15 protein-coding genes are annotated in these 26,904 nt (G+C 58.6%); 3 read left to right on the forward strand and 12 right to left on the reverse strand.

Features of this window, described 5'->3' with window-relative positions; genetic code table 11:
* Positions 1-186: 186 nt before the first annotated feature.
* From OJB03_RS14920 to OJB03_RS14965, 10 genes are all read right to left on the reverse strand, one after another.
* Positions 187-921 carry a porin family protein gene (locus OJB03_RS14920; RefSeq protein ID WP_263788815.1) on the reverse strand — a complete coding sequence of 245 codons (735 nt, stop codon included), beginning with the start codon at positions 919-921 and terminating at the stop codon, positions 187-189.
* A 1,022-nt stretch (positions 922-1,943) separates the two neighbouring features.
* Positions 1,944-4,106 (reverse strand): AAA family ATPase, encoded by a 2,163-nt coding sequence (locus OJB03_RS14925; protein WP_263788817.1) that lies wholly within the window; start codon positions 4,104-4,106, stop codon positions 1,944-1,946.
* The gene (locus OJB03_RS14930) at positions 4,103-4,684 is read right to left on the reverse strand and encodes a hypothetical protein (RefSeq protein WP_263788819.1); all 582 of its coding nucleotides are present in this window, start codon (positions 4,682-4,684) and stop codon (positions 4,103-4,105) included. The genes OJB03_RS14925 and OJB03_RS14930 overlap by 4 nt, the downstream gene beginning before the upstream one ends.
* Before the next feature lie 62 nt (positions 4,685-4,746).
* Positions 4,747-6,225: an SIR2 family protein gene (locus tag OJB03_RS14935; protein WP_263788821.1), complete on the reverse strand. Its 1,479-nt coding sequence runs from the start codon at positions 6,223-6,225 to the stop codon at positions 4,747-4,749.
* A gap of 233 nt (positions 6,226-6,458) precedes the next feature.
* Complete coding sequence (locus OJB03_RS14940; RefSeq protein WP_263788823.1) at positions 6,459-7,964, reverse strand: type I restriction-modification system subunit M; 1,506 nt, start codon at positions 7,962-7,964, stop codon at positions 6,459-6,461.
* Positions 7,965-7,985: 21 nt separating this feature from the next.
* Complete coding sequence (locus OJB03_RS14945; protein WP_263788825.1) at positions 7,986-8,462, reverse strand: PIN domain-containing protein; 477 nt, start codon at positions 8,460-8,462, stop codon at positions 7,986-7,988.
* Between the two features lie 9 nt (positions 8,463-8,471).
* Entirely contained in the window at positions 8,472-9,422 is a 951-nt protein-coding gene (locus OJB03_RS14950; protein WP_263788827.1) for a hypothetical protein, read from the reverse strand.
* 72 nt (positions 9,423-9,494) lie between these two features.
* The gene (locus tag OJB03_RS14955) at positions 9,495-11,075 is read right to left on the reverse strand and encodes a restriction endonuclease subunit S (protein WP_263788828.1); all 1,581 of its coding nucleotides are present in this window, start codon (positions 11,073-11,075) and stop codon (positions 9,495-9,497) included.
* Positions 11,072-13,855 (reverse strand): type I restriction endonuclease subunit R, encoded by a 2,784-nt coding sequence (locus OJB03_RS14960; protein ID WP_263788829.1) that lies wholly within the window; start codon positions 13,853-13,855, stop codon positions 11,072-11,074. The genes OJB03_RS14955 and OJB03_RS14960 overlap by 4 nt, the downstream gene beginning before the upstream one ends.
* Before the next feature lie 269 nt (positions 13,856-14,124).
* A complete protein-coding gene (locus OJB03_RS14965) occupies positions 14,125-17,913 on the reverse strand; it encodes an SNF2-related protein (protein ID WP_263788831.1) in 3,789 nt (1,262 codons plus the stop codon).
* Between OJB03_RS14965 and OJB03_RS14970 the strand changes: the two genes are divergently transcribed.
* Positions 17,912-18,133 (forward strand): hypothetical protein, encoded by a 222-nt coding sequence (locus tag OJB03_RS14970; RefSeq protein WP_263788833.1) that lies wholly within the window; start codon positions 17,912-17,914, stop codon positions 18,131-18,133. The genes OJB03_RS14965 and OJB03_RS14970 overlap by 2 nt on opposite strands.
* A 63-nt stretch (positions 18,134-18,196) precedes the next feature.
* Here OJB03_RS14970 and OJB03_RS14975 read toward each other — a convergent pair whose 3' ends face one another.
* Both OJB03_RS14975 and OJB03_RS14980 read right to left on the reverse strand, forming a co-directional pair.
* Positions 18,197-19,576 carry a RagB/SusD family nutrient uptake outer membrane protein gene (locus OJB03_RS14975; RefSeq protein WP_263788835.1) on the reverse strand — a complete coding sequence of 460 codons (1,380 nt, stop codon included), beginning with the start codon at positions 19,574-19,576 and terminating at the stop codon, positions 18,197-18,199.
* Positions 19,577-19,638: 62 nt separating this feature from the next.
* Positions 19,639-22,674, reverse strand: a complete 3,036-nt coding sequence (locus tag OJB03_RS14980; RefSeq protein WP_263788837.1) for a SusC/RagA family TonB-linked outer membrane protein — start codon at positions 22,672-22,674, stop codon at positions 19,639-19,641.
* A 1,870-nt stretch (positions 22,675-24,544) separates the two neighbouring features.
* Here OJB03_RS14980 and OJB03_RS14985 point away from each other — a divergent pair.
* Both OJB03_RS14985 and OJB03_RS14990 read left to right on the forward strand, forming a co-directional pair.
* Complete coding sequence (locus OJB03_RS14985) at positions 24,545-25,768, forward strand: NRAMP family divalent metal transporter (protein ID WP_263788877.1); 1,224 nt, start codon at positions 24,545-24,547, stop codon at positions 25,766-25,768.
* Between the two features lie 219 nt (positions 25,769-25,987).
* A complete protein-coding gene (locus OJB03_RS14990; protein ID WP_263788878.1) occupies positions 25,988-26,797 on the forward strand; it encodes a sulfite exporter TauE/SafE family protein in 810 nt (269 codons plus the stop codon).
* Positions 26,798-26,904 lie beyond the last annotated feature (107 nt).

Raw genomic sequence — 26,904 nt, forward strand, 5'->3', positions numbered from 1 at the left:
CGCCGCCGGGTCTGATACAATCGGTTTTGGCAAATCTTCTGAAGCCACTCCACCGTCCTTCAGCATCCTTGGAGAGAGACAGCAAGAAGAGGCAGCAAGAGCTGGGCCTGAATCTCTCTGGAGCGATCGCTGGCGGCGTTGACGGGAAGATGGTAGCGTGTCAGAAGTGGCCAGTAAAAGTGGTGGTTAGAGGGAAAATGAGTACCCGACCCCCACGGTAATTGCCTCATTCTCAAGCTCTATGCTCTGGTTGACGTCTGATGCGCTGTCGGAATTGAATGCGGTGAAGCTAGGGTTGTAGCGCACGTCCAGAAAGAGCGAGTCCCCAGAGTCGAGGACGTATGAGGCGCCTCCTCCGATAACGGCCCCGACGTCTGTGGTCTCGATGTCTGGGCTCTCCGGCTCGTCGGCTCCGGCGTTTATCTCTTGCTCCTGTCCGAACCGGTTGAATGCTGTGGTCGTGATCTCCGAATCGAGGTTCGAGCTAAGGGCAAAGCCGATCGATGGCCCCGCAAAGACTTGCGGTCGAACCCGGCTGCCTGTCTTGAAACTGTATTCCGCCAGCACTGGAACGTCCAGGTAGTCGTATCTGAGGCTGAAGTCAGAGGTAACGCGAACGAACTGACCATTCGCTGTTCGTCCTTCCGTCTCAAGATCGAGATCGCTTCCCTTTTGAGAATACCCGACCTCTGTGCGGACAGAAAAGGATTCGCTTACGCTGAAGCGGAGAAAACCTCCAACTCGAACCCCAAAAACGCGGCTGTATTCGCCAGATGCACCCTCCTGTTGGTTAATCGCGCCGGTGTCTCCCTTGAAAGTGGAGTAGTTGGTGCCTCCCCGGAGGCCCACCTCTACGTCTTGTGCATGGGAGAGCCCCACCGAAAGGAGAAGTATGGTGAGCGTCGCGGTTAACGTTCGCATAAAACGATGCTTGTCAAGGAGTAAGGGGAGAGAGATGCAATTTTGGGTCATCCAGAAGATACCCTATTCTTTTTCCTACGTTGGGCTTGCATGGTTTCGAAAAAAACTGTTCGATCGGCACCACGTCCTTCTCCACGGCTCACGCCAGGAGCCTGTTCGAGGCCACTATGCTACCCAAATAAGAGCCGTCAAATAAGAGCCAGAGCAATAAGAACCGGGGCGGTCACAGAAAGCCATGCTCTACCAGTGTCCGACGGGCTGTCTGCAGTTCGACGCACGCGCCCGAGGTGCCAGCATCTCCTTCCCGTGACGCAGGCCCAAGCGACCGAAGAGGCGGTGATGGCCGGAGTTCTACACGACCTCGTCGAGAATACCCGCTTACGCTTCGACGATTTGCGGGAACGGGGCTACCCGGGCGAGGTCATCGAGGAGCCTCGCCACGTCACCAAACAGGACGGGGAGCATTACCGAGAGTTTGCCAGGCGCGCCGGCCAGCATCCCATTGCCCGGCAGGTCAAAACCCGTGGACTTGGAGGACAATACGGACGTGACGCGCCTGAAGATAGTCACAGCGGAAGACACCGAGCGCCTTGCGAAGTACCGGGGGGGCTCACTGCCGACTGACCAGTTGACGCTTCGACAGTTGATGCTTCACCAGTTGAAACTTCCCGGATGAGAGGCCCCCGTCCGTGAAACTGCTCAGGGTGATTTCACAGTCTGCAGAGAGAGCGAAATAGATAGGCTATTTCTAATGCCTATCGAAGTCAAATTCTCTAACAGACAAGATTTCTTCGTGCTCAGTCTATTTTCCCGAAATTAGGATGGCTCCTCTTCATATGCCTTCGACCACACCGGTCTGAGTTTTGCTTCATATATCTTGATATACAAGAATAGAAAGTCTCAAGATTGAGCAGGTCGTGCGAGTCTCAGTATCCCTCGTAGGCTATATTCAATCGCCGAACGCTTGGGTATCGGTCCAGGGCACCACCTGTAACAGCTGTAGGAACAGAGCCGTCGCGCCATCAAGCGGGCACAAGGCGCACAGGAGATTTCTCGCGCTCAATTTGAGACTCGCGGATAATCGGTCCTTTGCGCGTCCAGTCACGGAAATGGAAAACACTAGTGGTGTGGTGTGGCTTGACAGGACGAAGCTTGCGCTTAAGGAGATTGGCGAGACGGCTATCGTGAGTTGACAAGATTATCTGTCTGTGCTCGCGGGAACGGCGAATCAGGTCCATGAGCCCGAGGAGGTTGATGTCGTCTAGGCTCTGCAGCGGGTCGTCGAGCATGAGTGCCTTCAGAGGAATGTTTTGCACCCCAAGGTTGAGAGCAAAAAAAATCGAGAGCGCGACGACGTTAATCTGCGAACTCGACATGACGGAAAACGGATCGCGATCGTCAAAGTCACGATCGCGATCGGAGACATAGGGATTGAGGCGACCGCGATTGTATGCAAAGCTTGGCGTGAGGCGAATATTGCGGAACGTAGGATGTGGACTGACTTTTGAGTAGATCTTTTGAAGTAGGGTACTCACGCTGTTGAGGCGCTGCTTTACAAATTCCTCGGTTGCTTTCTGGAGTTGATCGATATATTTGTTAGCAAGATCACGCGTCTCCATCATCGCATCGATCCCCGACTCGGTCTCGTCGACCTGTTCCTGGAGAGATTCAATTCGGCTTTCGATTTCTTCACGTCGAGACTCTTGGGCAATGGTTGCGAGTCGAAGTGAGAGTGACTCTCCGTTTTGGGCATGATCAGAAAGCGCTTCGACGCGTTCTTCCAGAGATTGGCGAGCACGGCGCAAACTATCACTGAGCGACTCGTCGTTGCGAACGGATACGTCGTTTTCATCCAGCCACTCTCGGATATCTCCTTCGATGCGCTCAGCTTTCCGGTGTTGGGCTTGCGCTTCGTCCAGCTTCTCTGCCGCTTCGGAGACAGCGTTTTCAGCTTGGTCAAGTTGGTTGATTGCAGCTTCGAGGAAGTCCGGGGTTTCATTTTCATCATCGGGCTCCCCGTTAATCTCCCGAGCTCTTTTGATAAGAGTCTCTAAGTGTTGTCGTGTCGTTTCTTGGTCGTGGGCTTGCTGACAAACCGGACAGCGTTCGTCAACATGTCGAAGAGCGATTTCGGCAAGCGTGGCGAGTTCCTGGGTTTCTTCCTGCTCTTTAATCTGCTGCTTACGTCGTTCAGCTGCAGCTTCTCGCGCCTCTTCGACGGCCGCTTCCGCTTCTTCCTTCTCAGCCTGAGCATCGGAAAGAGCATATTTCAGCGCCTTGAGGTCCGGAAGATTGTCCTCATCGGGGAGCTCTTTAGCATCTTCAATTCGGTTTGAAGCCTCCGAGAGCCGGCGATCTGACTGCCGGCGAAGAGTACTTAGGGTTTTAATTGCCTCATCAATTGCCGAGGAGGCGTCCGAATCATCAACCGCCGGGGGATTCCGATCGACCCCGAGCTTTCCCGCAGTGGTCCACCACTCAGACCACTTCTGTCGAAAGTCCTCTAAGTCTTCAGTCTCTGGTTCACCCAGATCGTCGCGGTCATTTTTCGCATCTTCGAGAGCGCGTCGTTTCTCTTTAAGGTTCTCCTTTCGTTGGTTGATTTCTTTCGACCAATTGGAGCGCTGGTTGTCTAGAGTCGTGTTGAGCTCTCCTATACGACCTGCTTCAACCAGTTCGCTAACAACTTTAAACCGTTGCTTTTCCGTATCGGCTTCGACAAACTGGCGAACGAGATCCTGCTGGAGATACACGCTTCGCGTGAAAGCACGGGAGAAAGCCTCGTGCGAGTCTTCAGCCAACTGAGCCTGCGGCCAAAGTCGGTCGCGCAGCCACGAAGTCGCATTTCTTCCTTCTGCGATCACATCGTCATCAGTGCGAATGGTTACCTGAGTTCCGTTAGAATCGTCACTCCGAACGATCTGAAAGGAGTCCTTGTCGTCGGAAAGCTGGAGTTCTACTCGTGCGAACTCGCTGCTCGAATACAGCGACGTTACGGGCACGTCGTCGCTCTTCGATTCCAAACGTGGAAGCGATCCAGTGAGAGCCCATAGCATGGCGTCGAAGACCGAAGTTTTCCCCCGTCCGTTCGCCCCAGTGAACAGAATAACGTCAGCGTCCAGATCGAACGAGTGGTCTTCGGTGAAGGCACGAAAGCCTTGAATGTCGAGCCCAGTGATTCTCATCGGTTTTGGGTGTAGTCATGAAGTGCTTCAAGTAGAGGCGCTTGCTCTCGATATGCATCTATCAGCACTCGGGTCGCTTCTTCAGGAAGGTCGAGTAGAGACGGTAGTTCGTCGAGTCCGGAAGAAGGAACGTCGTCGCTGCCACCAATCTCAAGAGGAAGGACGGGTAGTAGTAGTTTTGCAATATCATTTTTATGCGACAGGTCTTCACCCGTGGCGACGAGTTTTCGAAGGCGAGAGGTGTCGTAGCGGATACGAGTTAGGGCTTCACGCTGCTCGTCTTCGGGGAGTCCACTGGTCATAAGCACGAGGTATCCATCCGAAGATTTTGCTTCACCACGGCCAAAGTGCTCGGAAATTTTGCTGCTCAGTGCATCCTGATCGTGGGGCCAATCGTGGATGAGTTCGTCGCAAGTGGAGTACAGTACGGCACCGACAATGCTATACTCGTCCTCAAAGACAAACGCAGAGCGGTCTTTCGTCCCCCACTCGCTCGGGGTTTCGCCGCGTTCAAAGCCGTTCTCGTGGAGCACTTCACGGACGCCGGCCAAAACCTGAGTGTCTTTAAGGGAAGTCATGATAAAGGTAAGCCATAGGTAAGAGTGGATCGCTGAATGTATAGCTTTAACGTATCAGACCATCAGGAATCGATCTCGAATACAGAATCGAGTTCATCTGTTTTCTCTTGAAGGTTGTGCGTGTCGACTCGTGTGGGGTACGGAGTGGAATCTGAGATGCTCTGTCTATCTTTTGAGGCATCAGGGTTGGTCAGATCAGAAGGGGGCGCAATATTCTGCGGATCTCCGTCTAATCCCCGCCCAAGCACGCAAGTAGCCTGGTTTACTGATTCAATCGCTGAGGTCGAGGTAGAAGTGAGTTTGGAATCCACGTGCGACCATCCCCTATCCCCGCGACCGTGAAACAGACGAGCGACGACGGACCGAGGATTGCCAGATCTACTGAATTCTACAGACCCATCTGATGGACGAAAGACTACCTGATCAAAATCGTATCGTCGTGCGACGAAGTCCACGGCCAGGAGGAGCCGTCCGACCCAGCGAGCAACCAAGTTCTGGTTGTGAGGTGTGTATTTCTCCGACATCAGGAACCAGTGAGCACGTAATCTTCCTAGATCAAGAAAAGAGGTTGAACCTGAATGGAGGTACGACTTGATTCTTTCCTCGAGGTCGGTTTGCTCCTCAGGATCCATAGCGTCGAAGAGTGCTCTCTCATCATTCCAAGCCATGTCTGCGCACTCGTTACATAGATCGCGAACTTGTCGGATCAGGGCACGCTTTCCCGCCTTCCTCATGAACGCGTTCCATCCACACGAAACGTACTGGCCCTCTTGAATGCCTATCGCATCCGCTAACGGGGCTTTTTCCAATTCGCCATCCTCATTCTCCTGCTCGTATGGGCTGGGATCGACCTGGTAAAACGTCGAAGCGGAGCTGAACGTGTTGTGTAACTTCTTTGCCGTCTCAGTAAGCACCTTCACAGGAGTGCCTAATCCAGCAAACACGGTTGACGAACGGATCAGTTGAGACTGGACAATAGCCTCTCCCCACGTTTCTTGCCAATTATTGAGCTGACCGGTCCGCATGACCAAGTCGTTGGGATTGTCCGCGTCTGCCTTTCCGTGGAGGTACACGAGGTTGATATCCCCAAAGTCGGACTGCGTACTCACACTGCGAATCTCACTTACTTCCTGACCACTGACGTCACCGAGTGCCTGTGACATCGCATCATCGTAATTGAGGGTGATGACACAAGAGATAATGCCTTCCCGCATCATTGCTGCAGCAATCTGATGCCCTTCGTTGGCATCGACGTGCAAAAACCGTTGACGGATGTGCCCAACAATCGGCTCCAGACCCCCCGTTACTTGAGATACAGCTTCTGCCACCTCAGAAAGATCTGAAGGGTCATCGCAGAAGTCTTCTTCCAAGTAACCATCATCCACCAACTCTTGGTAGACACGCTGTGATACTGCTTTCGACAGGGGAAGGTCAGTTCGGCCATCGAAAGAACACCCCGCTCCCAAGATGAGAGTGATAGAGTGACCACCGTGGTCAGCGAAGTCTTGATTTAAGGGGGGAGGAAGGGAAACGTCGTTCATGAAGGTAGTCTGAGTTGAGCTTACCAGTTAGTATCAGATGGAAGGGGGCCTGCTCTGATGGAAGAAGAACTCATCATCGATCGTCAAAAAATCGGCCCTGTGAGCCGCGACTAAGTCCTAACTGTTATCCGGTCAGGCCTCGACTCCCCCTAGATTTGCCTTTACCTATCGGTGGAAGAGCGTTTGGAGACCTCCTACCTTCGCACGACCAGAAACTACCTAGGCTCGTCAAATCAAATCTCTGATCCGACGGTGGACTCTTCCAGTTCTTCCTGGACCCCTCGAAACTGCTCTAGCGCCGCCCCGAGGTTCTCGACGATGTCGCTGGCCAGCACATCGGGCTCCGGGAGGTTCTCGGTGTCCTCCAGGCTATCGTCCTTAAGCCAGAAGATGTCAAGGTTCGTCTTGTCCCGCTCGATGAGTTCGTCGTACTCGTAGGCCTTGAACCGTTCGGTCTCTTCCCGGTCACGGCGGTTCTCCGGGTTGTAGCACTCCAGAAAGTCGGTCAGGTCCTCATACGTCATCGGGTCCCGCTTCAGGGTAAAGTGCTTGTTGGTCCGGAGGTCGTAGATCCAGAGCGTCTCCGTCCAAGGGGTCGTGCTGGCGGGTTTCCGGTCGAAGAAAAGGACGTTGGCCTTCACCCCCTGGGCGTAGAAGATGCCCGTGGGCAGCCGCAGGAGCGTGTGCACGTCGTACTGGTTCAGAAGCCGCTTTCGGACCGTTTCTCCAGCCCCGCCTTCAAACAGCACGTTGTCCGGGACCACGATGGCGGCGGTCCCCCCGATGGACAGCATGTTGGCGACGTGCTGGAGGAAGTTGAGCTGCTTGTTGGACGTGCTCGTCCAGAAGTCATCTCGCTCGTAGGTTAGGGTCTGCTTCTGGCTTTCCCCCTCCTCGTTGAGGACCGTGAAGCTGGCCTTCTTGCCAAACGGTGGATTCGTGAGCACAAGGTCATACCGATCGTCCGGCTGGCTCACAAGGGAATCTTCCACGACCACGGGTGGATCCTCGCTGTCGCTGATCTCCGTTGGCCCAATGCCGTGGAGGTACAGGTTCATCGTGCAGAGCCGAGCGGTGTTGTCGACGATTTCTCGGCCCTGGAAGGTTTCCTCCCGCAGGTCCTCCTTCTGATCGCGGGTGAGACTGTGGCCATCGGTGATGTGATCTTTTGCGGCCAAGAAGAACCCACCGGTTCCAGCCGCAGGGTCAGCAATCGTCTGGTCGGGCCCAGGGTCGACGGCATCGACCATCGCCTTGATCAGTGGGCGCGGAGTGAAGTACTGCCCAGCTCCGCTCTTGGTGTCCTGAGCGTTCTTCTCCAGAAGGCCCTCGTAGATGTCGCCCTTCACGTCTACGTCGAGGCCCATCCACGTCTCTTCGTCGATGTAGTCGATGAGACGGCGCAGACGGGCAGGGTTTTGAATTCGGTTCTGGGCCTTGCCGAAGATGATCCCAATCATTCCGCCCTGCGTCTGGAGCTCCTGTAGGGTACGGCGGTACTGGCTCTGCAGGGCCTCGCCCTTGAGTTTATTGCCGTCCTCATCCTTCAGAAGGCGCTCCCACCGGTATTCGTCGGGGATAGACGACTCTTTGCCGAGCTCCCGGCGCTCTTGGTCCATCTTGAGGAACAGGAGGTACGTCAATTGCTCGACGTAGTCGCCGTAGCTGACGCCATCGTCCCGAAGGACATCGCAAAAATTCCAGAGGCGTTGGACGATTTGTGGACTGTCGGCAGGCATCCTATGGGGGTTCCTGGTGAATTAAAGATCGTACTCAGCGTCAGGATCGACGTAAATTCGGTTGAGGAATTCGCCATCCAGGTGATCGAAGTCGTCATCAGTTGTTATCAGTGTCGCGCCCACAACGGACGCTGTTGCCGCAATCCAGACATCATTCTTTCCCATATTACGGTCGGATTCGTCCATCTCTCGACCTGGCAGTGCGTTCTGGCTATAGGCGTCAATCTCAGCGTAATGGCCAATCAGGTCGCCTGACTGGAGAGGGACAACGCTCACGCTGTCCAGTTTGTATTGGAGCTCTTCCTTCTTACGGGTCCCCCAATCGAACTGGTACGCAAGGGAATGCAGCTCACCTTTCGTGACCGCTGAGACGAGCGCAATATTGTTGCGTTCAAGGGGAGCGTGCTGCTGGTCGATATGCCGACTATAGGAAGTGTCTCGAACGTAGCCGACAAAGACGTTGGTATCGAGGACATAGGTGTCCGAACCAGTAGACATGTAGAGGCATCAGTCAAGCGCGCTGAGAATATCGTCGATGGACTCATCCCCAGGCCAAGTCCCGCGGATCTTTTTTATATCGGCTCCAGCATCGAACTGTGATAAATCGCGTTCGCTAAGCGGCTGCTTTTCGGATGCCTCTTCCTCAATTTCAGTCCTCGATTGCTTGAAAAAATCGTCTCCGGTCTGAGCAGATCGGAGAGCACGGGCATCCACAAAACGGAGCGACCCAGCAGGAGTGAAGTGGGCTTGGCCTTGAACCGTGACTTCCTTACCCCAAAGATCACCAAGCTTTTCGGCGCCTATTTCGGTGGACTGGACCACGCCTTGGATAGTGTCACCTGTTTCCGTTTTGAGCTTGAACGAGCGTTGGCTGTATTCAATCACATCCAGTCTCCCAGAGAGCACGACAGAAAATGGAGGTGGGGTCTTCTGTTTGAGCCTTTGAGCTTGCTGGATGTGGGTGCGATTTACATCGAAGGCAACTTCCCCTGTATTTTTGTTGCGGAGTCTAAGAGTCTCACCGTTTTCGATCACGCGTTGAAAGGACTCGATCGCAGACAGCACGCCGCTATCGTACCGGGGACTTTCACGGTCATCAGCAAATACGTCGTCCAAAGCATCCCCCAACAGGGTAAGCGCTGTCCACTCGCCGTTGGGCTTGGATCGCCAAAAGTCCTGTTGCTGTACGGCCTCCTCTGCCGTCTCTTTCAGAAGCGGGGCCCGAATTGGAAAGACGGTCGATCCTTCCTGCAGTCCTGTAACCAGGAACTGCGTGGACTCGGTCATCCAGTCCGGTTTCCGTCCCCGACGTGTACTTCTCCCCTCGACGGATAGGCGGAGCACCCGTCCGGAAGCATCAATGATTGCGTCAAGCAGGTCACGCAGAGCCATCGCGTCGATGGTCCCTGGTTCGGCGTCCAGCCCGCGCATCTCAATGTCGTATGGGACGTGGTCCACGGCGACACGGGACAGAAGTGTGAGTAAAAGTGGATCTGGTCGTACCGTTGGGACAGCGGTGAGATTCGCTTTCTACAAGTCCATCTCAATTTGCTTGCTTGGGTCTGCGGAGCCCATCAGATCCTCAACGTCCGAATCTCCGTCGTTTCTGGATGTATCTGACTCCTCCGACGTCGTACCGTAGACCGAAGGAGGCAGGGCACCGTCCTCATGCGGCACCAGCTGGCCGCTGAAGGCTTGCTTGAGAATACTTTGCCGGAGCCGTTCACCTCGAACGTTTTCTCGTTCAGCGGTATCTGCGACGTCGTCAGCAACGGACAGCAGGCGCTCTGCTTCCTGTACTATCTCACGTTGCTCAGCCAGTGGAGGAAGTGGAAACGGCATCTTGCTGAATCGTCTGGAGCCAAGGTGGGCAACACTGGTTGTTTGATTAGCCACATCCGCAAAACGCCCAGTATGCATGTAACCTTGGAAAATGAGGAGTGCGTACTGGCGGTCTAAAGATTCATATCCCCGAAATCGGATCAGTGTGTTTTGAAAACAGCAGTCAGGGGGGGTCCCTTGATACATTGCCGGGCGACCAACTAATTCAAGACTCTGTCCCTCGTTGAGGAGGATATCGCCCTCCTCAAGCTTATACTTCTTGTATGCTCGCTCGGAGAAGTGCATCTCTTTAACATCACTAGTATCGATACGCTCTTCAAAAACGTTCGCGACCCGCAGGTAGGGTACCATGTTTTCTCCGTCGTGGTATTCTGGAGCTCGTTGACGGCCCAATTGGACTTGACCCACCTGCTGCACTTGAACCCATCCCCAAGTTGAGGGGACATCGGGCAGCTCTGCTGAATCAGGCTGATCGTATGTCTTGAAGCGGCTTTTCCACCCACTTGGAGGCTCTTTACCTTTTGACTCGTATTTTTCCCATCGATACCAACTTTCCCAAAATTGTCTCCGCTCCTCCGTTATCCGCTCTAGCAACTGATCGGCAGGCTCGGAGTCGTGGGTGCGGCGCCAGTCGGCGGTAAGACGACCCTCGACGGCAGCCTGAAGGACGCTCAAGCGGTAGCGCTCCAGCTGCCGATCGGCGGTCTGGAGATCGCTCATCCCCGCGTCGAGGTTGGAGAACAGCTCTTCGATTTTATCAATGATGCGGCGTTGCTCGGAGAGAGGTGGAATGGGGACGTCCACTTTGCCTTCTAGAAAGCCCACTCCAATGCTTGCCTGATTGACATGGTTACGGCAGTGCATTCTGAAATACCCGTCCCGAAACAGGAACTGAAGCCAATGGGCGACCCATTTTGAGTGAACTCCGTCTGCGAGATCCCGAATCCGAGTCATGTGGTTTGAGTGCGCCCAGTCCCTATCCAAGTCAATGTGCGCTGTCTTCCCAACCAGCTTAGGACTATTGGTATTGTTGAATAGGACATCCCCAGCTCTCAAAGGAGTATACTCCTCTTCGACGTATTTTACCTTCGACAAGTCGATCTCGCCATCCTCGGAGATGTTCATCGGACGCAGGTGGGGCACTCCCTCCCCCTCCTGATTATGATCACCGCAGGGGAAGCCCGGACTGATTATACCTGCTATCTTCCCAAGCTTCTTTGAGGGCCAGTAATCTGGGAAGTCAAAAAGGTCTTCAGTGGTTTGACTCATGCCGCAACAGCGTCGTTAAGTTCGTTGAGAATGTCGTCTAGCTCATCGTCGTCGAAGAGGGCGTAGGCCTTGTAGATCCCGCCCTTGTCCTCAAACGGGGAGTACTCAAAGTCGTCCTCCTCGATGGTCAGGTTCGCCGCGAGGTGCTCCTTAATCATCTCCAGCCACTCCAGCTGCTCGGCGGTGAACTTCTGCTGTCGGTCTTGGTGGCCCAGCCAGGCGTAGAAGCGCTCTTCAACCTCCTCGCGGAACGGCTCCAGCTCCTCCTCTTCCCCCATCGCGTGGCGGACTAGAGAGATGATATCGGTGAGGAGGCGGTCCTCTCCGGCGCCCTTGACCTTGCCCTCCTCCAGCCGGGCGTAGGCCTTCCACAGCTCCTCCGGCGTTGTCTCCAGGGGCGGCTGCTTGATCGCCTCCGCCAGCTCCTGGATCTGCTCCAAGGTGAGGTGACGGTCCCCATGAGGCTGGTCGTAGAAGATCTCCAGCGCCGTGATCTCGTCCTTGTTTTCCTCGATGAACTGCTCGAAGGACTCGATCCGGTCGTGGGCCCAGTTCGCGCTGGCCGGCGTCTCGTGTTCAACCTCAAGTACTTCATCCCGGCTCACGTCATCAATCGTGACGTAGCTTCGCTCCCGCACCCGTTGAATCGTGTCTCGTACCTCCGGATCCTCGATCGGCTTGCAGGCCTCATCGATCAGCTCCTCAGTCGCCTCGTCGATCTGCTTCTCCGTCGGGTCCTCCGTGCCGAACTTCTCTTGGGCTCGCCGCAGCTGCTCGTCGTAGTCGGCGGCGGTGACGAATCCCTCTGTGAGACCGGTCATCGTCTCTGTGTCGTGGCCGCGCTCCTCCGCGCTGCGGGCCAGTTCCTCCTCGATCTCCTCCCGGTCTTTCGGCTGCAGGGATCGGTTCATGCGGGCAAAGCGGTCTCCCAATGAGGACATTGTGTCCTCGTCCCGGGCGCTTCCCTCCACGGCCCCGCGGACCAGTTGGTCGAAGGAAGCCGAGGGCTCGCGGTCCAAGGGGTTTGCGTCGGTCTTCTTGTTTTCGGTGACGCCCACCGCGTCGACGAGGACGAAGTGGGTCTTCGACAAGGCTTCCTCTCCGGACACCGCCTGGAGGTCCGAGGAATCGATGGTGCGGGTGCCACGCCCCAGCATCTGCTCGAAGTAGACACTGGACTGGACGTTGCGCATAAACAGCAGCAGCTCCAGGGGCTTCACGTCGGTCCCCGTCGAGATCATGTCTACCGATACCACGACCCGCGGGTACACCGAGTTGCGGAACTGCTGAATCACGTCCTCCGGGTCCTGCACCGTGTAGGTGACCTTCTTCGCAAACCGGTTGCCCTTTTCGAACTCCTCCCGCAGGATGCGGAGGACATCATCGGCGTGGTTGTCGTCTTTGGTGAACACCAGCGTCTTCGGAAACATCGACCGGTCGGGGAAAAGCCGGTTTCTTGCTTCGTCCCGGAAGGTAGAGAGCACCGTCTGAATCTGGCTGGGAGCGACCACGTCACGGTCCAGCTCCGATCCTTCGTACTCCAGCTCCTCGTCCAGCTCCTGCATCCGGGTCTGCCGCGTCTTCTTTTCCCGCTGCTCGACGGTGTATCCGGCGTCGACGGAGCTGCCCTCTTCGGTGATCTCCGTGCGGATCTTGAACACCTCGTAGGGGACGTTGACGTCGTGGGCCACCGACTTCTCGTATGGGTACTCGCTCACGAGTTGCTGCTGGAAAAAGCCCAGCGTCTGCTTCGAGGGGGTGGCCGTGAGCCCCACCAAAAACGCATCGAAGTACTCCAGGACCTGCCGCCAGACGTTGTAAATCGAGCGGTGGCACTCGTCGACGATGATAAAGTCGAACGTTTCCGGCGGCACCTCCGCGTTGTACATCACGTCCCGGATCACGCCGGTGGGCGTTGTCTCAAAGGCGGAGGTGTCTTCGTCGAGGTCGTCGGGGTCCCCGCCCTTCAGCATCGAGTAGACGCGCTGAATGGTCGTGATGCACACGTCCGACACGTCGTCAATCGTGCTGGACTGAAGGTGCTGGACGTTGTACTCCTGGGTGAAGGCGCGCCCGGTGTCCGGGATCGTGTACTGCTGAAACTCCTTCTCCGTCTGCTTTCCGAGGTTGGTGCGGTCGACAAGAAAGAGGACCCGGCGGGCCTTTGCGTGCTTGAGCAGGCGGTAGCACTCCGTCACGGCCATGAACGTCTTGCCGCTTCCGGTGGCCATCTGCACGAGGGACCGTGGGTGGTTTCCCGCGAAGGACGTCTCCAGCTCCTCGATGGCCTCATACTGGCAGTCCCGCAGGGTCCCGTGCTGGAGGGGCGGCATCCGTTGGAGCCGCCTGCGGAGCGTCTCTGCCTGCCCAATCCAGTCGGCCAGCGTCTCCGGCTGGTGGAAGTGGAAAACCTCTCGGGCCCTCGGATTCGGGTCTCGGAGGTCCCGGAAGTTGGTCTCCACCCCCGTCGATTCGTACACAAACGGGAGGGGCTCTTCGGCAGCCGGAATCTTCTTTGGGTCACTTGTGGCGTAATCTTCAGACTGCTCGGCCACGCCGCCCAGCGGAGTCCCTTCAGGCTTGGCCTCGATGACGCCGACCGCCTCTCGATCCACTACAAGCAGGTAATCGGCCGGCCCAGTCTCAAAAGGATATTCCCGAATGGCAATTCCGTGGGCGGCTCCTGGATCATAGTCGTCTCGGTGCTGCACTGCCCACCCGGCCTGGCGGAGCATGCTGTCGATCTGGTCACGGGCATCGTCTTCAAGACCGTGCGGCATGAAAAGTCGATGCTATAGCGAAAAAGCTTCGAGGGGAGTAAGCTTCCAGGCTTGAAGGGGCTGACTTTCGGAGCGTTACCGAACGTGCTGTAAATATTTGCGATCACAAAAACGAGACTGCGGTAGAGAATTGCGAGCCCACGTCCGAGACAGAATGGGGTTGTCTTACCAATGTTGTACCTTAAAACCCGTAAACCTTTGAAAAACGAAGGTTTACGGAGTAAAAGAGTAGGCGGTGCCGGGTTTCTCAAAAATAGTGCGTCTGACTTTTACATCGGGAGAGCGATAATTGCAGCCGCCAGCCGCCGCTCGACCGGCTCCTGCCGCTGGGTGTTCTCGGCCAGGCGCAAAAGCTCCCCGGTCTCGATTGGCTCGTGAAGGAGGTAATTGGTAAACCCCTCGTCTTTGAGGCGGGTCGCCTCAGCATTTCGCCGCCCCCGCTTCCACTCCACGTACCGAGGTTGGACGAGGCCAAGCCAGCGGTCGGCCAGGTCCTGAATGTCGCAAGGCGCATCCAGATCTTTAGATAGAGCCTTCGACAGGAACTGGCACGCCTGCCTCCGCTCCTCGGAGCTCGCTCTTGCCCCGTACTCTGCGGCCAGCTTCTGCAGCAGGCCAAGCGCGTGCCGGGCCTTATTGGAGAGGAGATCCCGCTCGCCTTTCCCGATGGCCCCGAGCATCTTCGCCAGCGGCCCTTCTGCCTCCTTGAAGAGAGCCGGGTCGCTTTGGCTTTCGGTTGGCTCGATCCTTCCGGCGAGAGCGCGCAGGCGCCGGGAGATCGGGCCAAGCCGCGTGAGGGTTGTCCATCCCTCCTCCCCGAACGGAAGCGTTCCTTCGGCCTTGCCGTGGCCAGGCGGCCCGAGCTCTCCTCTCGGGAGACCTCCCTCGGGATTTCCCTCAGGACCCCCCGTGGAGGAGGCCCCTTCCTCCACGAGGATCCAGCGCGGGGCCCGGCCCTGCTGGCCGCGGAGACAGAAAAACCCCCACCTTCCAGGAGGATCGCCGGAGAATTCTCCCGGCGTCTTCTCCTCCGGGTTCCTCTCCTCCGGGTTCCTCTCCTCTGGGTTCTTCTCCCCTGAGGCCCTCACAACCGAGACCCGGCTCCAGACCGTCGCGTCTGCCCGGGCCACCTGCTCATAGGTGTCCTCCGGGACGATCGGGGGGCTTTCCTGCTCGCCCGGACTCGCGATGCCAACCAGCTCCCGCACCGGCCGAAACGCGTCGTCCAGGCGGCGCTCCGGGCCCGTCTCCTGGTGGGCCTCGTACTGCTGGATAAGCGCCGTCGCGCTGGCCCGCCGCCGTCCCTCCTCGGAAAAGATCTCGCTTTCCCCGCCGATCGTGTCGGGAAGGTCGATGTTGTTGCCCAGAAGCCGCTCGTTTGCGTTGTAACGCTCGATCAGGAGGCCTCTCCGGGCGGACTGAAACGGGGGGCTGTCGGCGGGCCACCAGACGTCGATCTCCTCGTGGGGGCTGTCCATCCGGTCGATGCGGCCGACCCGCTGCTCAGCGATTCGGATCACGCTGGGGGTGTCCAGAAGAACCACCGAGGAGGCGCGCTGCAGGTTAAGCCCCTCGCTCATCGCGTCACTGCAAAGCGCAATGAGGCCCGCTTTGCCTTCCCCGCCCGGGCCAACGCTAGTTTGCTCGCTTCCGCCGAGCCCGAGCTTTTCCTTGACCGACCGGCGGCGGCTCGCCGACATGCTTCCATCAGCCACCACAACCTCGCGCCAAAAATTGCCCGCGGCCTCGCCCTCTCGTTCGCTTTTTCCCGAAGGACCATTTTCTGAGGAGCCACTTTCTGAAGAGCCGTTTTTTACGGTACCGTTCTTCCCGGAACCGTTCTCCCCTGGGCCGTTCTCCCCCGGGCCGCTCTGGAGGCAGTCTCGAAGCGCGTGCAGCGTCAGCGGCTTCGCGCCGAAGGCCAAAACGAGAGGCTCCTCCCGGGCGATCTCGCGGATTTTCTCCGCTCGCGCTTGGGTCCGGGCCTCAGAGAGCCGTTTTGCCTTCTGGCCGATCCCTCGAAGCGCCTTGCGCTCCGCCTCGACCGTCTCTTCGAGACCGCCAGTCAGCCAGTTGGGGAGTCTTTCCTTCCCTAAATTGCTTTTTTCCTTCGGGGGGTCTTCCAGAAGCTCCCCCGCGGCGGCCAGGTAGTCTCCGCTTTCGGCCTTGAGCCCTTCCCTCAGCCCGATCATCTCTGCTGCCTTTGCCGTCCCGTAGACCACCTCCAGAAGGGCAGCCTTCGAGGACTGAAGCGCCCTGCGAATCACATGCGTCGAGAGCCCCCCTGCTCCTTTCACCCGCCGCTCGACAAACGCCTCCTCTTTTTTCCTGTCGCCAAGCTTCCAGGGGGGCGCCTTAAACTCTCGGAGCCACAAAAGCCCCCGCAAGTCCTCGGCCAGCCCACCGATCTCTTCGGCAAGGCGTTTGTCCGTGTCGGTTTCGCCGGTGCGGTAGGTCCGGCAGTTGTGCTCCGGAAACCGGTAGACGGTCCCGTCCTCTCCAGTGTAGCCCTCCGGGCGGCGCCCCACGATCTCGTTTAGGTCCTGCTTCGTGCGCCGGATCGTGCACTGGCGCACGATCTGCCGCAACCGGCCTTCATCCTCGGTGGTGAGGCTCGCTTTCCCCTGAAGCTCCTTGTAGACCCGGAATTCCCGGTCTGAGAGATTGTCCAGCCCCAGAAGCTCGATCATCCGGAGGAGGTCCCCGCTTCCCTTGTTGATCGGCGTGGCGGTAAGGAGGGCCGAGTAATCCGACGCGCTGGTGGTGATTGCCTTGCTTCGCTTCGACGTCCGAGAGAGGTAGTTGTGCGCCTCATCGAGAAACAGGACGTTTGCCTGGCGGACCTCCTCTCGCTCGGTCTCGGCGTTTCGGCCCTGGGAGAGCATGCCGTGAGAGATGGCACTTACCTCCGCGGCCTCCGACCGGCGGATCTCCCGCTCCCACTCCTCGGTCACCTGCGGCGGGCAGACGACCGTCGCGTCGGTCCGGTGGACCTGGCCCTGAGCCCAAAGCCGGTTAAGGAGGCCGTACAGGAGATGCGTCCCGATCCGGGTTTTTCCCGAACCGGTGGCGTCGGCGACGAGCACGCTTCCGCGGGTGTCTAAAATCCAGAGGCCCTGCGCGATCGCCTGCTCCTGGTGGGGCCAGAGGTCCTCCTCCTGCAAAAGCCGAAAGGCCTCCGGGTACCGGTCGGTCCAGTCCCCTTCCAGGATTTCGGCGGCCCCGCGGGCCAGGGCCTCCTGCCAGGTCACCGGCCGGAGGAGGTCCCGCAGGAGACCCGCGATCTCTTCCGTGCGGTCGTCTGCATCCTCCAGATACCCCTCCGCGATTTGCCTTGCCTCCCGGTGCCGGCCCGACCCGGCTTCAAACCGGGCGTTTGCCTCCCGCTGGCTCTCCATCCCCTGGCCGGAGAAGTTGCTGGAGCCGAGCACGGAGGCCTCCTCCCCGACGTAGATCTTGGCGTGGAGGTTACCGGCGGCGTGAAAGCGAACCCGTCCCTCCTCCACCGCTCGGAGCAGGCGAAGCGCCCCGCCCCCGCTCAAGACCGATACGCCCCGCCGGAGCCAGTAGTCCCGGGCCTGCTGGGCAACAGGGCGGGTGCCCTCGTAAAGCCCGCCCGTTGCCGGGCTCGGCTCGCTTCCCAGCACGATGTCGATCTGTCGCCCTTCGGTCGGGTTTTCCCCAAAGAAGGAGAGCAGATGCTCCAGGGACGTAAACGCGGTTACCGCCAAAAACTCCTCCGAGCTCCGGTAGATCTTCCTGACTGTATCCCCGACAGACCGCTCCTCTCCACCGGGCGCATTCTCCCCACCAGGCGCGCTCTCTAGGTTTAGCGGAAAGCGCTCCTGAGGCGGCCACTGGTGCCTCTCCTCGCCGACATTGCCTTCATCGTCATTGCTTTCATCGTCATTGGCTTCATCGCCATTGCCTTCGTTGGCATCGCCCTCGCCGGGATGACCTTCGCTGGAACCTTCCTCGGGGCGAGAACTGCCTGCTGGTTGGTCAAAAAGGCTCGGCTCGTCTCGCTTACAGTTGGAGTCTCCGTCGGAGTCGGCCATGGCTCAGCACAAGCACAGGGAAATAGAGGAGTACTACCCAGAGGCAATCTTCAAGTGCAGGAGGCAGTGTCAAACAGGAGCCAGAAGGCATACTTTCAGCATACCTCCCTCTGAGACGACAGGCCGCCTCAAAATCTACGACTGCCTTGGCCTGCACGATGGGGAGATGAGATCCGCCGACTGGTTCGCCGTCCAAACCGAAGCAATATGGAGTTTCTGACTGATGATATCCTTTTGTAGTCCCTTGCCGAAAGGCAGGCTGGCCGAACGCCGTCTTCTCTGATCAGAAGTCTGGACTGGAAGGGGTGTTCGGATTGTTGCGCTGCTCCTGGTCTGGATATGGGTAGAAGTTGCGGTTTCGCTCGAACATCCCCGGGGCTTCCCGATCGCTCACTTCTCCCCCCAGCCGCCGGCTATCGGCCAGGCTCGTGCCCTGCAGGTACAGCTCTGCGCGGCGCTGCCGGAGAATTTCTGTCTGCAGCGCTGCTTCCGTTGTCGGGCGGCCAGTCTCCTCGTACGAAGGGAGATCCGCCGCAATGCCGAAGGGAGAGGGAATGTCGTCGCCACTGCCGTCCGTGCGCACCGAGTCAATCTCCTCAACGACCTGCGCAAGCGGAGCCCCACTGTTTAGCTTCGCCTCGGCTCGAATGAGAGGCATCTCCCCGGGCACAAACAGAGGCACCGGCGTGGACGCTGTCGCGTAGAAGCCAGCGGGCGCCTCAATGGGGAGTCCGTTGGGGGTGCTTGTCTCATCGACGGGATCGGCGAAAAACTCGATGCGGCCATCTCCTGGCTCGGTGAGGTTCGACCCAAGACTGTCGCGAAGCGCGAGGTCTTCGGACTGGACAAGCTCCTGCCAGAATGGATTCTGGCTCTGATCGTCGTAGCTGAACGTGGAGGTGATCGCAGGATCTACCTGATTCACCGCGGTGATGGCAGCGGTATTGTTACCAATGACTCCGTTGAACCGAGCCCGGTAGGCGTGAATGACGTTCCGGAGCCCTTCAGCGGAGGTACCTCCCGACACGGAGATCGACAGGACGCTGTTGCTGAACTCGTCTGATGGGGCCGTATCGTCGAGGGCCGACAGGGCTTCGTTCAGCAGCGCCACGGCCTCTTGAAGAACCTGCTCGTTAGGCACAAACTCGGCTGTTCCATCTCGGCGGGTTGTCGTGGGGGCCTGCTCGAAGGACAGGCCAATGTTTCCAAGTGCCATGGCTTTAAACAGGCGTGCCGTGGCAACAATGCCACTTTCGGTCGACGCGCTCAGGTTCACCTGAGGAGCGTTCTCTAAGATGTCTTCGGCCGCGCCCACAACGCGGTAGTTTGCGCTCCAGATTGCCTCAACATTGGAATTGCTGGTGGAGAGGTCCCTCCCTCCCCTCTCCATCTCGATGAGATTACTGAACGTGTTGTTGACCGCAATCTCCCGGCTGGTAATTCCGATCCCCCGGGGAATAGTCGCGTTCAGGGCATCGGTCGCGTACAGCTCCTGCATTCCCACAGTAAGTGTGCGGATGCCCTGTGCCGTAGAGAGCGTCTGATCCTCCGTGGGGTTGTTCTCATTTGTTGGGTCGAGATCACAGCTCACCGCTACGGACAGCACACCGAGTGCAGCGATCCCTAAAACAAAGAGATTAGGAACGGATCGTGGTCGGTTCATGGAGACGGAAATATCGTTGTCGGAAGGAGAAGGGCTGCAGGACACAATCGAGGAGTGGAAGATCAGAAAGTGATCGTGGCACCAAGGGAGAAGGTGCGCGGGACGGGCGGCACGACAAAGTCAAATCCGCGGACGCCTGTCCGTTGCCCCCCGATATTCACCTCCGGGTCGTATCCGCTGTAGTCGTCGATCGAGAAAAGATTTCGGCCCGCCGCGTTGAAACGAACGCTTTCGACGGGAAGCCCCCCTGGCCGGATCGTGTAGTTGACGGCAATCTCGCGGAGCTTAACGTACGTGCCATCCTCGACCCAATTCTCGAAAATGTTGAACACACCAGACCCGTATCCGCTCGGTAGGTCTCCTTCAAGCTCGCGCTCGTAATCCTCAAGCGTCCCGAAAGAAGGGAATGCCCCGATTCGGCGCGTGAAGTTGAACACGTCTTGCCCAAACTCCCCGTCGACCTGGAAGCGAATGCTCAAGTTGTCTCCTACCTTGACCTGATTGGCAAAAGCAAGGGTAAAGTCCGGCTGCGGATTTCCGATGATCTGGTCCTGCTCCGCCCGCGCTGGAATCCCGCTGCAGCCACTCTCGCTTATGTCGCAGTTCTGGGGCCTCCAGTACCCGTCGTCGTCTTCGCGCATGGGATTTCCTTCCGTGTCAATCACTTCCCCGTTTTCGTTGCGCGCAAAGGCGCCGCCAAAGTAGGACCCGATGGGCTCTCCATTCTGCGCGGCCGACACCCTAAAGCTACTGGGGATGACCACACGGCCGGTCTCTCCTGGGATGCCGGTAACCTCGTTTCGGTTTCGGGAATAAGTGACGGTCGACACCCACCGCACGTCGCTTCGGTTCAGAGCAACACCGCGGGCACGAAGCTCAATCCCATTGTTCTCGACCGTCCCGATGTTTGCAAGTTCGGTGTTGAAGCCGGTGGTGGGCGCAAGTGACTTTGTGAGGAGAAGGTCCTCGGTTCTCTGATTGTAGTAGGTAAACTCAACCGAGAGGCGATCACTGATCAGACTGAAGTCAGCCCCGACCTCAATCTCACGCTGCCGCTCCGGCCGTACCCCTTGAGCACCGAGTTGCGAGGCTGGCTGCAGACCAGGATTACCATCGAAGGACTGCGCGTTGTACACAGTGAACCGGTCAAACGCCCCGATGGAGGTGAGACCACCTGACCATCCTACGGACCCGCGGAGCTTGAAGCTCGGCAAAACGCTTCCGATGGCACCGCGCCAGAAGTCCTGCTCAGAGATGACATACGAGGTGCTAATTTTCGGATACAGCTGCCACCGGTCGCCCTCACCGAATGAGGAGGAAGCGTCAAGCCGAAGCGCCCCGGTCACGAAGAGACGGTCGGCCAGCCCAAACGACTGCTGACCAAAAACCCCATACACCGTGAGAGGTGACCGGAATTCGCCAAACTCCCTGGATGACGTCCCACCACCGACCGTCTCCGCAATAGGAGGTAAGTCTTGGGACTGAGCATTGAAGGACTCCTCTGATTCGTATTGAAGCGTTCCTCCAACAAGAGACGTAGAGGTCAGACCGTCCCGGATGGAGGCTTCGTATCGGACGTTCAAATCGCTATTGAGCTGAAGGTTACTCAGCTCGGCTCGCCGCGAGAAGCCCGTCTCAAATCCAGGGGTCGAGACTCCGCGAGGGATAAAGGCAGTGCCAGTCTGGTCGTAGGTATCTAGACCCAGCGTGTAGTCGATGCTAAGTCCATCGAGAGGCGTCAGGTCAAGCTGAATGTCCCCGATGAAGCGATCTGTGGTCTGCCCGAAGTCGAACCGGGACTGCACCTCTAGTGGATTTGAGAAGGCCGCGTCATCGGGAAACTCTCCCGCTTCATTGGGCCGCGGATCAAAGGTGTTTGGCCCAAAAATGAACCCTGTCAGTGCTCCGTACAGGGTGTTGAGCCCTCCGTTGGGAACGTCGTTGCTTTCGCTGAAAGCGTAACGGGCCCCAGCGGAAACGTTAACCCAGTCATTCACGGTGTGCTGCAGGCGAGCTGTTCCGTTGAAGCGCTGAAAACCGCTCTCATCGACAACGCCCTGTGACCCAAAATACCCCCCTGACGTGAAGAATTGCGTGTCTTCCGACGACCCGGAGACAGAAAGGTACTGTTCCGTTCCGTAAGCCCTGTCGAAGATGAAGTTCTGAAAGTCAAACCGGCGCTGCCCATCCGGAAGCGGGTCGCCGGAATTGTCCAGAAACTGGCCTTGCTCGTTCTGGGCCATGTTTACATCCAAGGTATTTCGGACCGCTTGCGTCTTCACCCGAGTGCTGTACGTCACTCTCGTCTCTCCCTCCCGCCCGCTCTTCGTGAAAATCTGTACCACGCCGTTGTTGGCTCGGGATCCGTAAAGGGCCGCTGCGGCCGCTCCCTTTACCACTTCCACCCGCTCGATGTCATTTGGATTGATATCAATCAGGCGATTCTGCGTGGTCCCGCCAACTTGAATCAGTTCTGGGGAGTCATTGCTGATAATCACTCCATCGACCACGATCAGTGGGCTGGCCGCTCCCAGCACCGTTCCCGTCCCTCGCAGGCGGATGTCGGTCCCGCCGGCAGGATCCCCGGAGCTCTGCTGGACGCGAACACCTGCCAGTTTTCCCTGAAGCGACTGAAGGGTCGAGCTTTTGGGCGTGTCCTGAAGCTCTGCCGCTTCGATCGAAGAGATCGCGTTCCCCAATTCTTTTCGCTCTGTGGGGCCAGCCTGACCCGTCACGATGACTTCATCGACCCGTGCGGCAGAAATCCCCAGCTGAAATGGATCGAGGGTTACTGCCTCCTGATCCGCAAGCTGAACCACCCGGGTTATCGTCTCATAGCCCACAAAAGATACTCGAACCCGGTACTCTCCTGGTTGAAGCCGGGCCGTGAACGAAAACTCCCCATCCGTTCCGGTTGCCGTCCCGAAATTCGTTCCCTCAACCTGAACATTGGCTCCAGGCAGCACCTCACTAGTTGACTCGTCGATGACCTGCCCCTCGATGGTATAGTCAGTCTGCGCCGCGGCAGGCCTCGCGCCGACGAGAACAAACAGCCCCACAAACAGGAAAGCAAAAACGGACCCGTATCGATCAGTCATGGATGTTGGGAAAAGTGTATTACAGGCAAGACGGAATTGACCAAACCCTAGGCAGCAAGGTCGTATGGTAAAGTGTTTTTTTGGAAGCGGTTTCAACTCTCCTCATTTCCTCAAGGGTTACTTGGGCCGTATGTCTTGAGCCGTATGTATTACGAGTGAGAGACGCCTTTGGCTCGCTCGACATGCGCAGAAAACAATAAGGAAATATCGCCTCCCGGTCAACACTTTGCTCACAGAGGTAACCTTGCTTTTCATTCAGAGATGCTCTCAGCCTGTTTTCGTTTTCGACTGACCCTCAAGATCTCTCAAGACGTGCTTCTGCATTCCTCAAAACTAATTTCGCTTAGGAGTCCTGCGCTAATTCGAGACTGAGGAGCCGTTCACCGGTGAAGTCTGAAAACGCAACATAACGGGCCTTCGATTGCCTTCCCCTGGCACGCACTTTTTCGCCCCCAAGTTGAACCGTTTCGTCGGCTGAAAACGGCTCCAGTAGGCTCTGACTACAATTAGCTCCGCGCGGTCGGTCCGACAGGTGCAACCGGGCCGATAAGCAACTGGGCCGACAGGCAGCTGGCCTGATACGAAACCGGCCTAACGTGCAGCCAGCTCTGCTGGGAGACGCCACCGGTTCCGGGAGGCGCCACCAGTTCCGAGAGACGCCACCAGATCTGCTGGGCGCGTGCTGCTGGACGTGAGGGCCACGGCGGGCCCTGCATGTGGGGCCGTGGGCCTGTCTCGACGCGACCCCCACTCGCTTGGCCAGTACAACTCGGCCAGTACAACTCGGCCAAAACCATGCGGGGGGCCAATCTCCCCACTTTTGAACTCAAAGCGGGTTTGCCGACGCCAGATAAAGCTCCCTCAGGATGCGCTGGGGCCTCCGGGCCAGGCGGCACAGCCGCCCGCGCGCTCTCCCCAGGCCCTGAACCGATGAATCCTGCTCGCGTTGCTCTCGTGTAGTTTTACGGCCTTGCTCCAAGCCAGCAGTTTTAGAGCTTTGGGGCAGAGGGCCCTCCGGCCGTAGCTGTCGCTTTTCTACCCACTGCCGGAGGGCCCTCGGTGAGAGTTCCTCAGCGGGTTCGATGCAGCTTTCCACGCTAGCTGCACGGCGCTGGCCGTATGGCGCCGACTACGTGACGCTGACCGTGTGACGCCAACTACGTGACGCCGGCCGTGTGACGCCGGCCGTGTGGCGCTGGCCTGCGTGTAGGTGCACTGGCGCCACGTGCAGGTGCACCAGCGCCAGGAGCGTGGGCAGGGCCACGCGCCGCAAGGAGAGGACCCCGCGGCCTTGCTCCTCTACAGCGGCCTTCTTGCAGCGGCCCTCCGCCGCCGCTGATACTGCCGCAGACATCGCTACTGCCGCAGACGTCGCCCGGTAGATGGCGATCGACATGGGGCCGGGCCGCCGACACGGGGCCAGGCTAGGTGGGCGCGCAAGTAGCTTTTGCTGCGCGCCGCTCGGGCACATTCCTTCCCCGGGCCCTCCCTTTCAGGACTGTCCCTTCTCAGGCCGTCTCTTCTGAGACCAGCCTGGCCTGCGCCCCGCGACCCGCAATCATCGAATCGGGCTTTGCTTTCATCGAGCTTGGCTTTCATAAAACTTGGCTTTCAGAGATCTCCCGCATCCATGGAAGAAACAACAGCAGACAAGGCAACAGCAGACGAGACAGCAACAGAAGAAACGGCAGCCAAAACGACCGAGGCAGGCGCCGGGTCTCCTGCAGGCACTGAGTCTCCTGCGGGCGCCGGGTCTTCTGCAGATGCTGGATCCCTTTCTGGCGCTGGGTCCCTTTCTGGCGCTGGGCCTCTTGCGGGCGCCCGGTCCCTGCTGGCAACATTCTTCGACCGGTTTGGGCTCGGCTTCGTGATGGTCGCCAGCTACTTCGGCTCCGGCTCCGTGTTTATCATGAGCAGTGCAGGGGTCCGGTTCGGGTACACGCTGGTTTGGCTGGTCGGGCTGGCGGTCCTCATCGGGGTCATGGCGCAGGACATGAGCGCGCGAGTGGGCATCTTCGGCCACTCGCTGGGCCAGTTTACTCGGCGCAAGTTTGGGAAAGCGGGGGCGACGGCCCTGCTCGGGTTCATTTCCATCGGGTGCGTGCTGTGGGGCCTCGAACTGACGGCGGCCGTGGGGCTCGGCGCTCAAATCCTCCTCGAAAGCGCGCTGGGCATCTCCGTCAGTTGGATGCCCCTCGCGGTCCTTACCGGAGCGCTCGCGGCGGGAACGGGCGTGTTGCAGTACCGCCTCATCGAGTACCTGATGACAGCCATGATGCTGGTGCTGTTCGTGGCGTTCGGCGTCGTTGCAGTTGCAAGCGACCCGGACCCGCTGGCGGTGCTGGCCGGGGCAGTGCCGAGCGCGAGCGTCTTGGACACAGGAGGGCTGACCTTGGCCGCAGCGATCCTCGGGACGACGGCGCTTTGGCCTAACTTTTTCCTCGAATCTCTCTTCGTCGAGGAGAAAGGATGGACCGGGGCTGGGGATCTCCCGGACATGCGCCTGGACCTTGCCATGGGGTATAGCCTTGGAGGACTGGCCTCGGTTGCCATCATCGTCGCGACCGCGGCAGTTCTTCGCCCCGCCGGCATCACGGAACTGGAGTCGTTTATCACCCCGGGCCGGGCGCTGACCGACGTGCTCGGCACCTGGGCGATGCTTCTGTTTCTTGGGGGCACGCTCGTTGCGGCTTTCAACAGCATCGTCCCGATCCTCTGGACCCCGGCGTACATCCTTCAGGAGGCGTGGGGAACCCGGATCCAGTCGTCGGACCCGCAGGAAGCCCCGGGCTCCTTTCGGGCTCTGTTCGTAGGGCTTTGCCTGCTCAGTGGTCTCTCCCCGCTGGTGCACCTCTTGGGAGGGCTGAGCGTGCTGGACATGATCGTTCTCTTTCCCGCCTGGAACGGCGTGTTCGGGCTTCCGGTGTCGGCGGCTCTTCTGTTTTGGGCCGTCAACGACCGGGAGGCGATGGGGGAGCGCAGGAACGGCAGGTGGCTGAATGGAGCCAACGTTGCTCTCGTGCTGCTCGCCGTCGGGCTGTCGGTCCTCTCGGCCCGTGATGTCGTGGGAGCAATCTTCGGTGGAGGGCTCTAGCAGCAGAGCGGCCCCGCTAGTAGCGCCGCTTCAACGGGAATGCCGCCTCAATGGGAATCTCGTTTCAGCGGTGACGCTGATCCGACGGGCCCGTTTTCAGGCATTCCCCTTGCCCGAAGCACCTATGGCGCATAGGAATGGAGACAGATGGACGCGAAGAGAGATGACGTGGACATCATGACGTGGATATCATGACGTGGATATCATGACGTGGATATCATGACGTGGACATCGGGGATCGTGCTGGTTTTGATTGCCCTGCTGGCCGGAGTGGGCATCACGACCGTCGGTCCGGGAGGGGTGTTTCTGACCGCCGCGCTGTTTGGGATCACCAGTCTTTCCTCAGCGGCCGTGGCCGGGACCGCCAGCGCGACGTTTGTCGCGACGGGGCTGGTAGGGGCCGGGACGTACGTCTGGTCCGGAGAGCTCGCGACCAGGGCTTCGTGGGAGGCAGCACTCGCGCTGAGCGGAGCAGGTGCCGTTGGGGCGCTCACCGGCACGCTCCTCAACCTGCAGGCCAGCGACCAGCTTTTTGGCGACTTGCTGGGGGCCTTTCTCGTGAGCACTGCCGGCCTGGTGGTCTACCGCGAGTACGTGAGCGGCAGGACAGATGGCATCCCGGGCAGTTCCGTTCCGGGCAGTTCCGTCCCGGGCAGTTCCGTCCCGGGCAGTTCCAGCAGCCTGAGACGAGGGATTCTCACGGCAGTCGGGGGTGGTGTGGGAGTGCTCAGCGGGCTACTGGGAGTTGGAGGACCGGTCATTGCCGTTCCGACGCTAGTGAGTTTCGGGATGCCGATGCTTCGAGCCGTGGCTGTGGCTCAAGTGCAGTCGGTCTTTCTCGCGCTCTTCGCGGCGGTCGGGTATGGGGCCGCTGGCGCAATAGACTTCTCTTTAGCGCTGCTGGTGGGCGTTCCTCAGCTTTTCGGGGTCGTGATTGGATGGGGCGTAGCTCACCGTGTCTCCCCATCCCGGCTCCGCATTGCCTTGGCCGTCGTCCTGGCCGTCGCGGGAACTGTCGTTGCCCTCTAAGCGCCACCGTCTCTCCGCGAGCACCGCACCTGCCCTCCGAGCCCTTGCCTGAGAAGGCTATCTCTCGAAAGACTACCTCTCTGAAAGGCTGCCTCTCTGGAAGGTTA

It is taken from the genome of Salinibacter grassmerensis (assembly GCF_947077765.1).
In the GTDB taxonomy this organism is placed as follows: Bacteria; Bacteroidota; Rhodothermia; order Rhodothermales; family Salinibacteraceae; genus Salinibacter; species Salinibacter grassmerensis.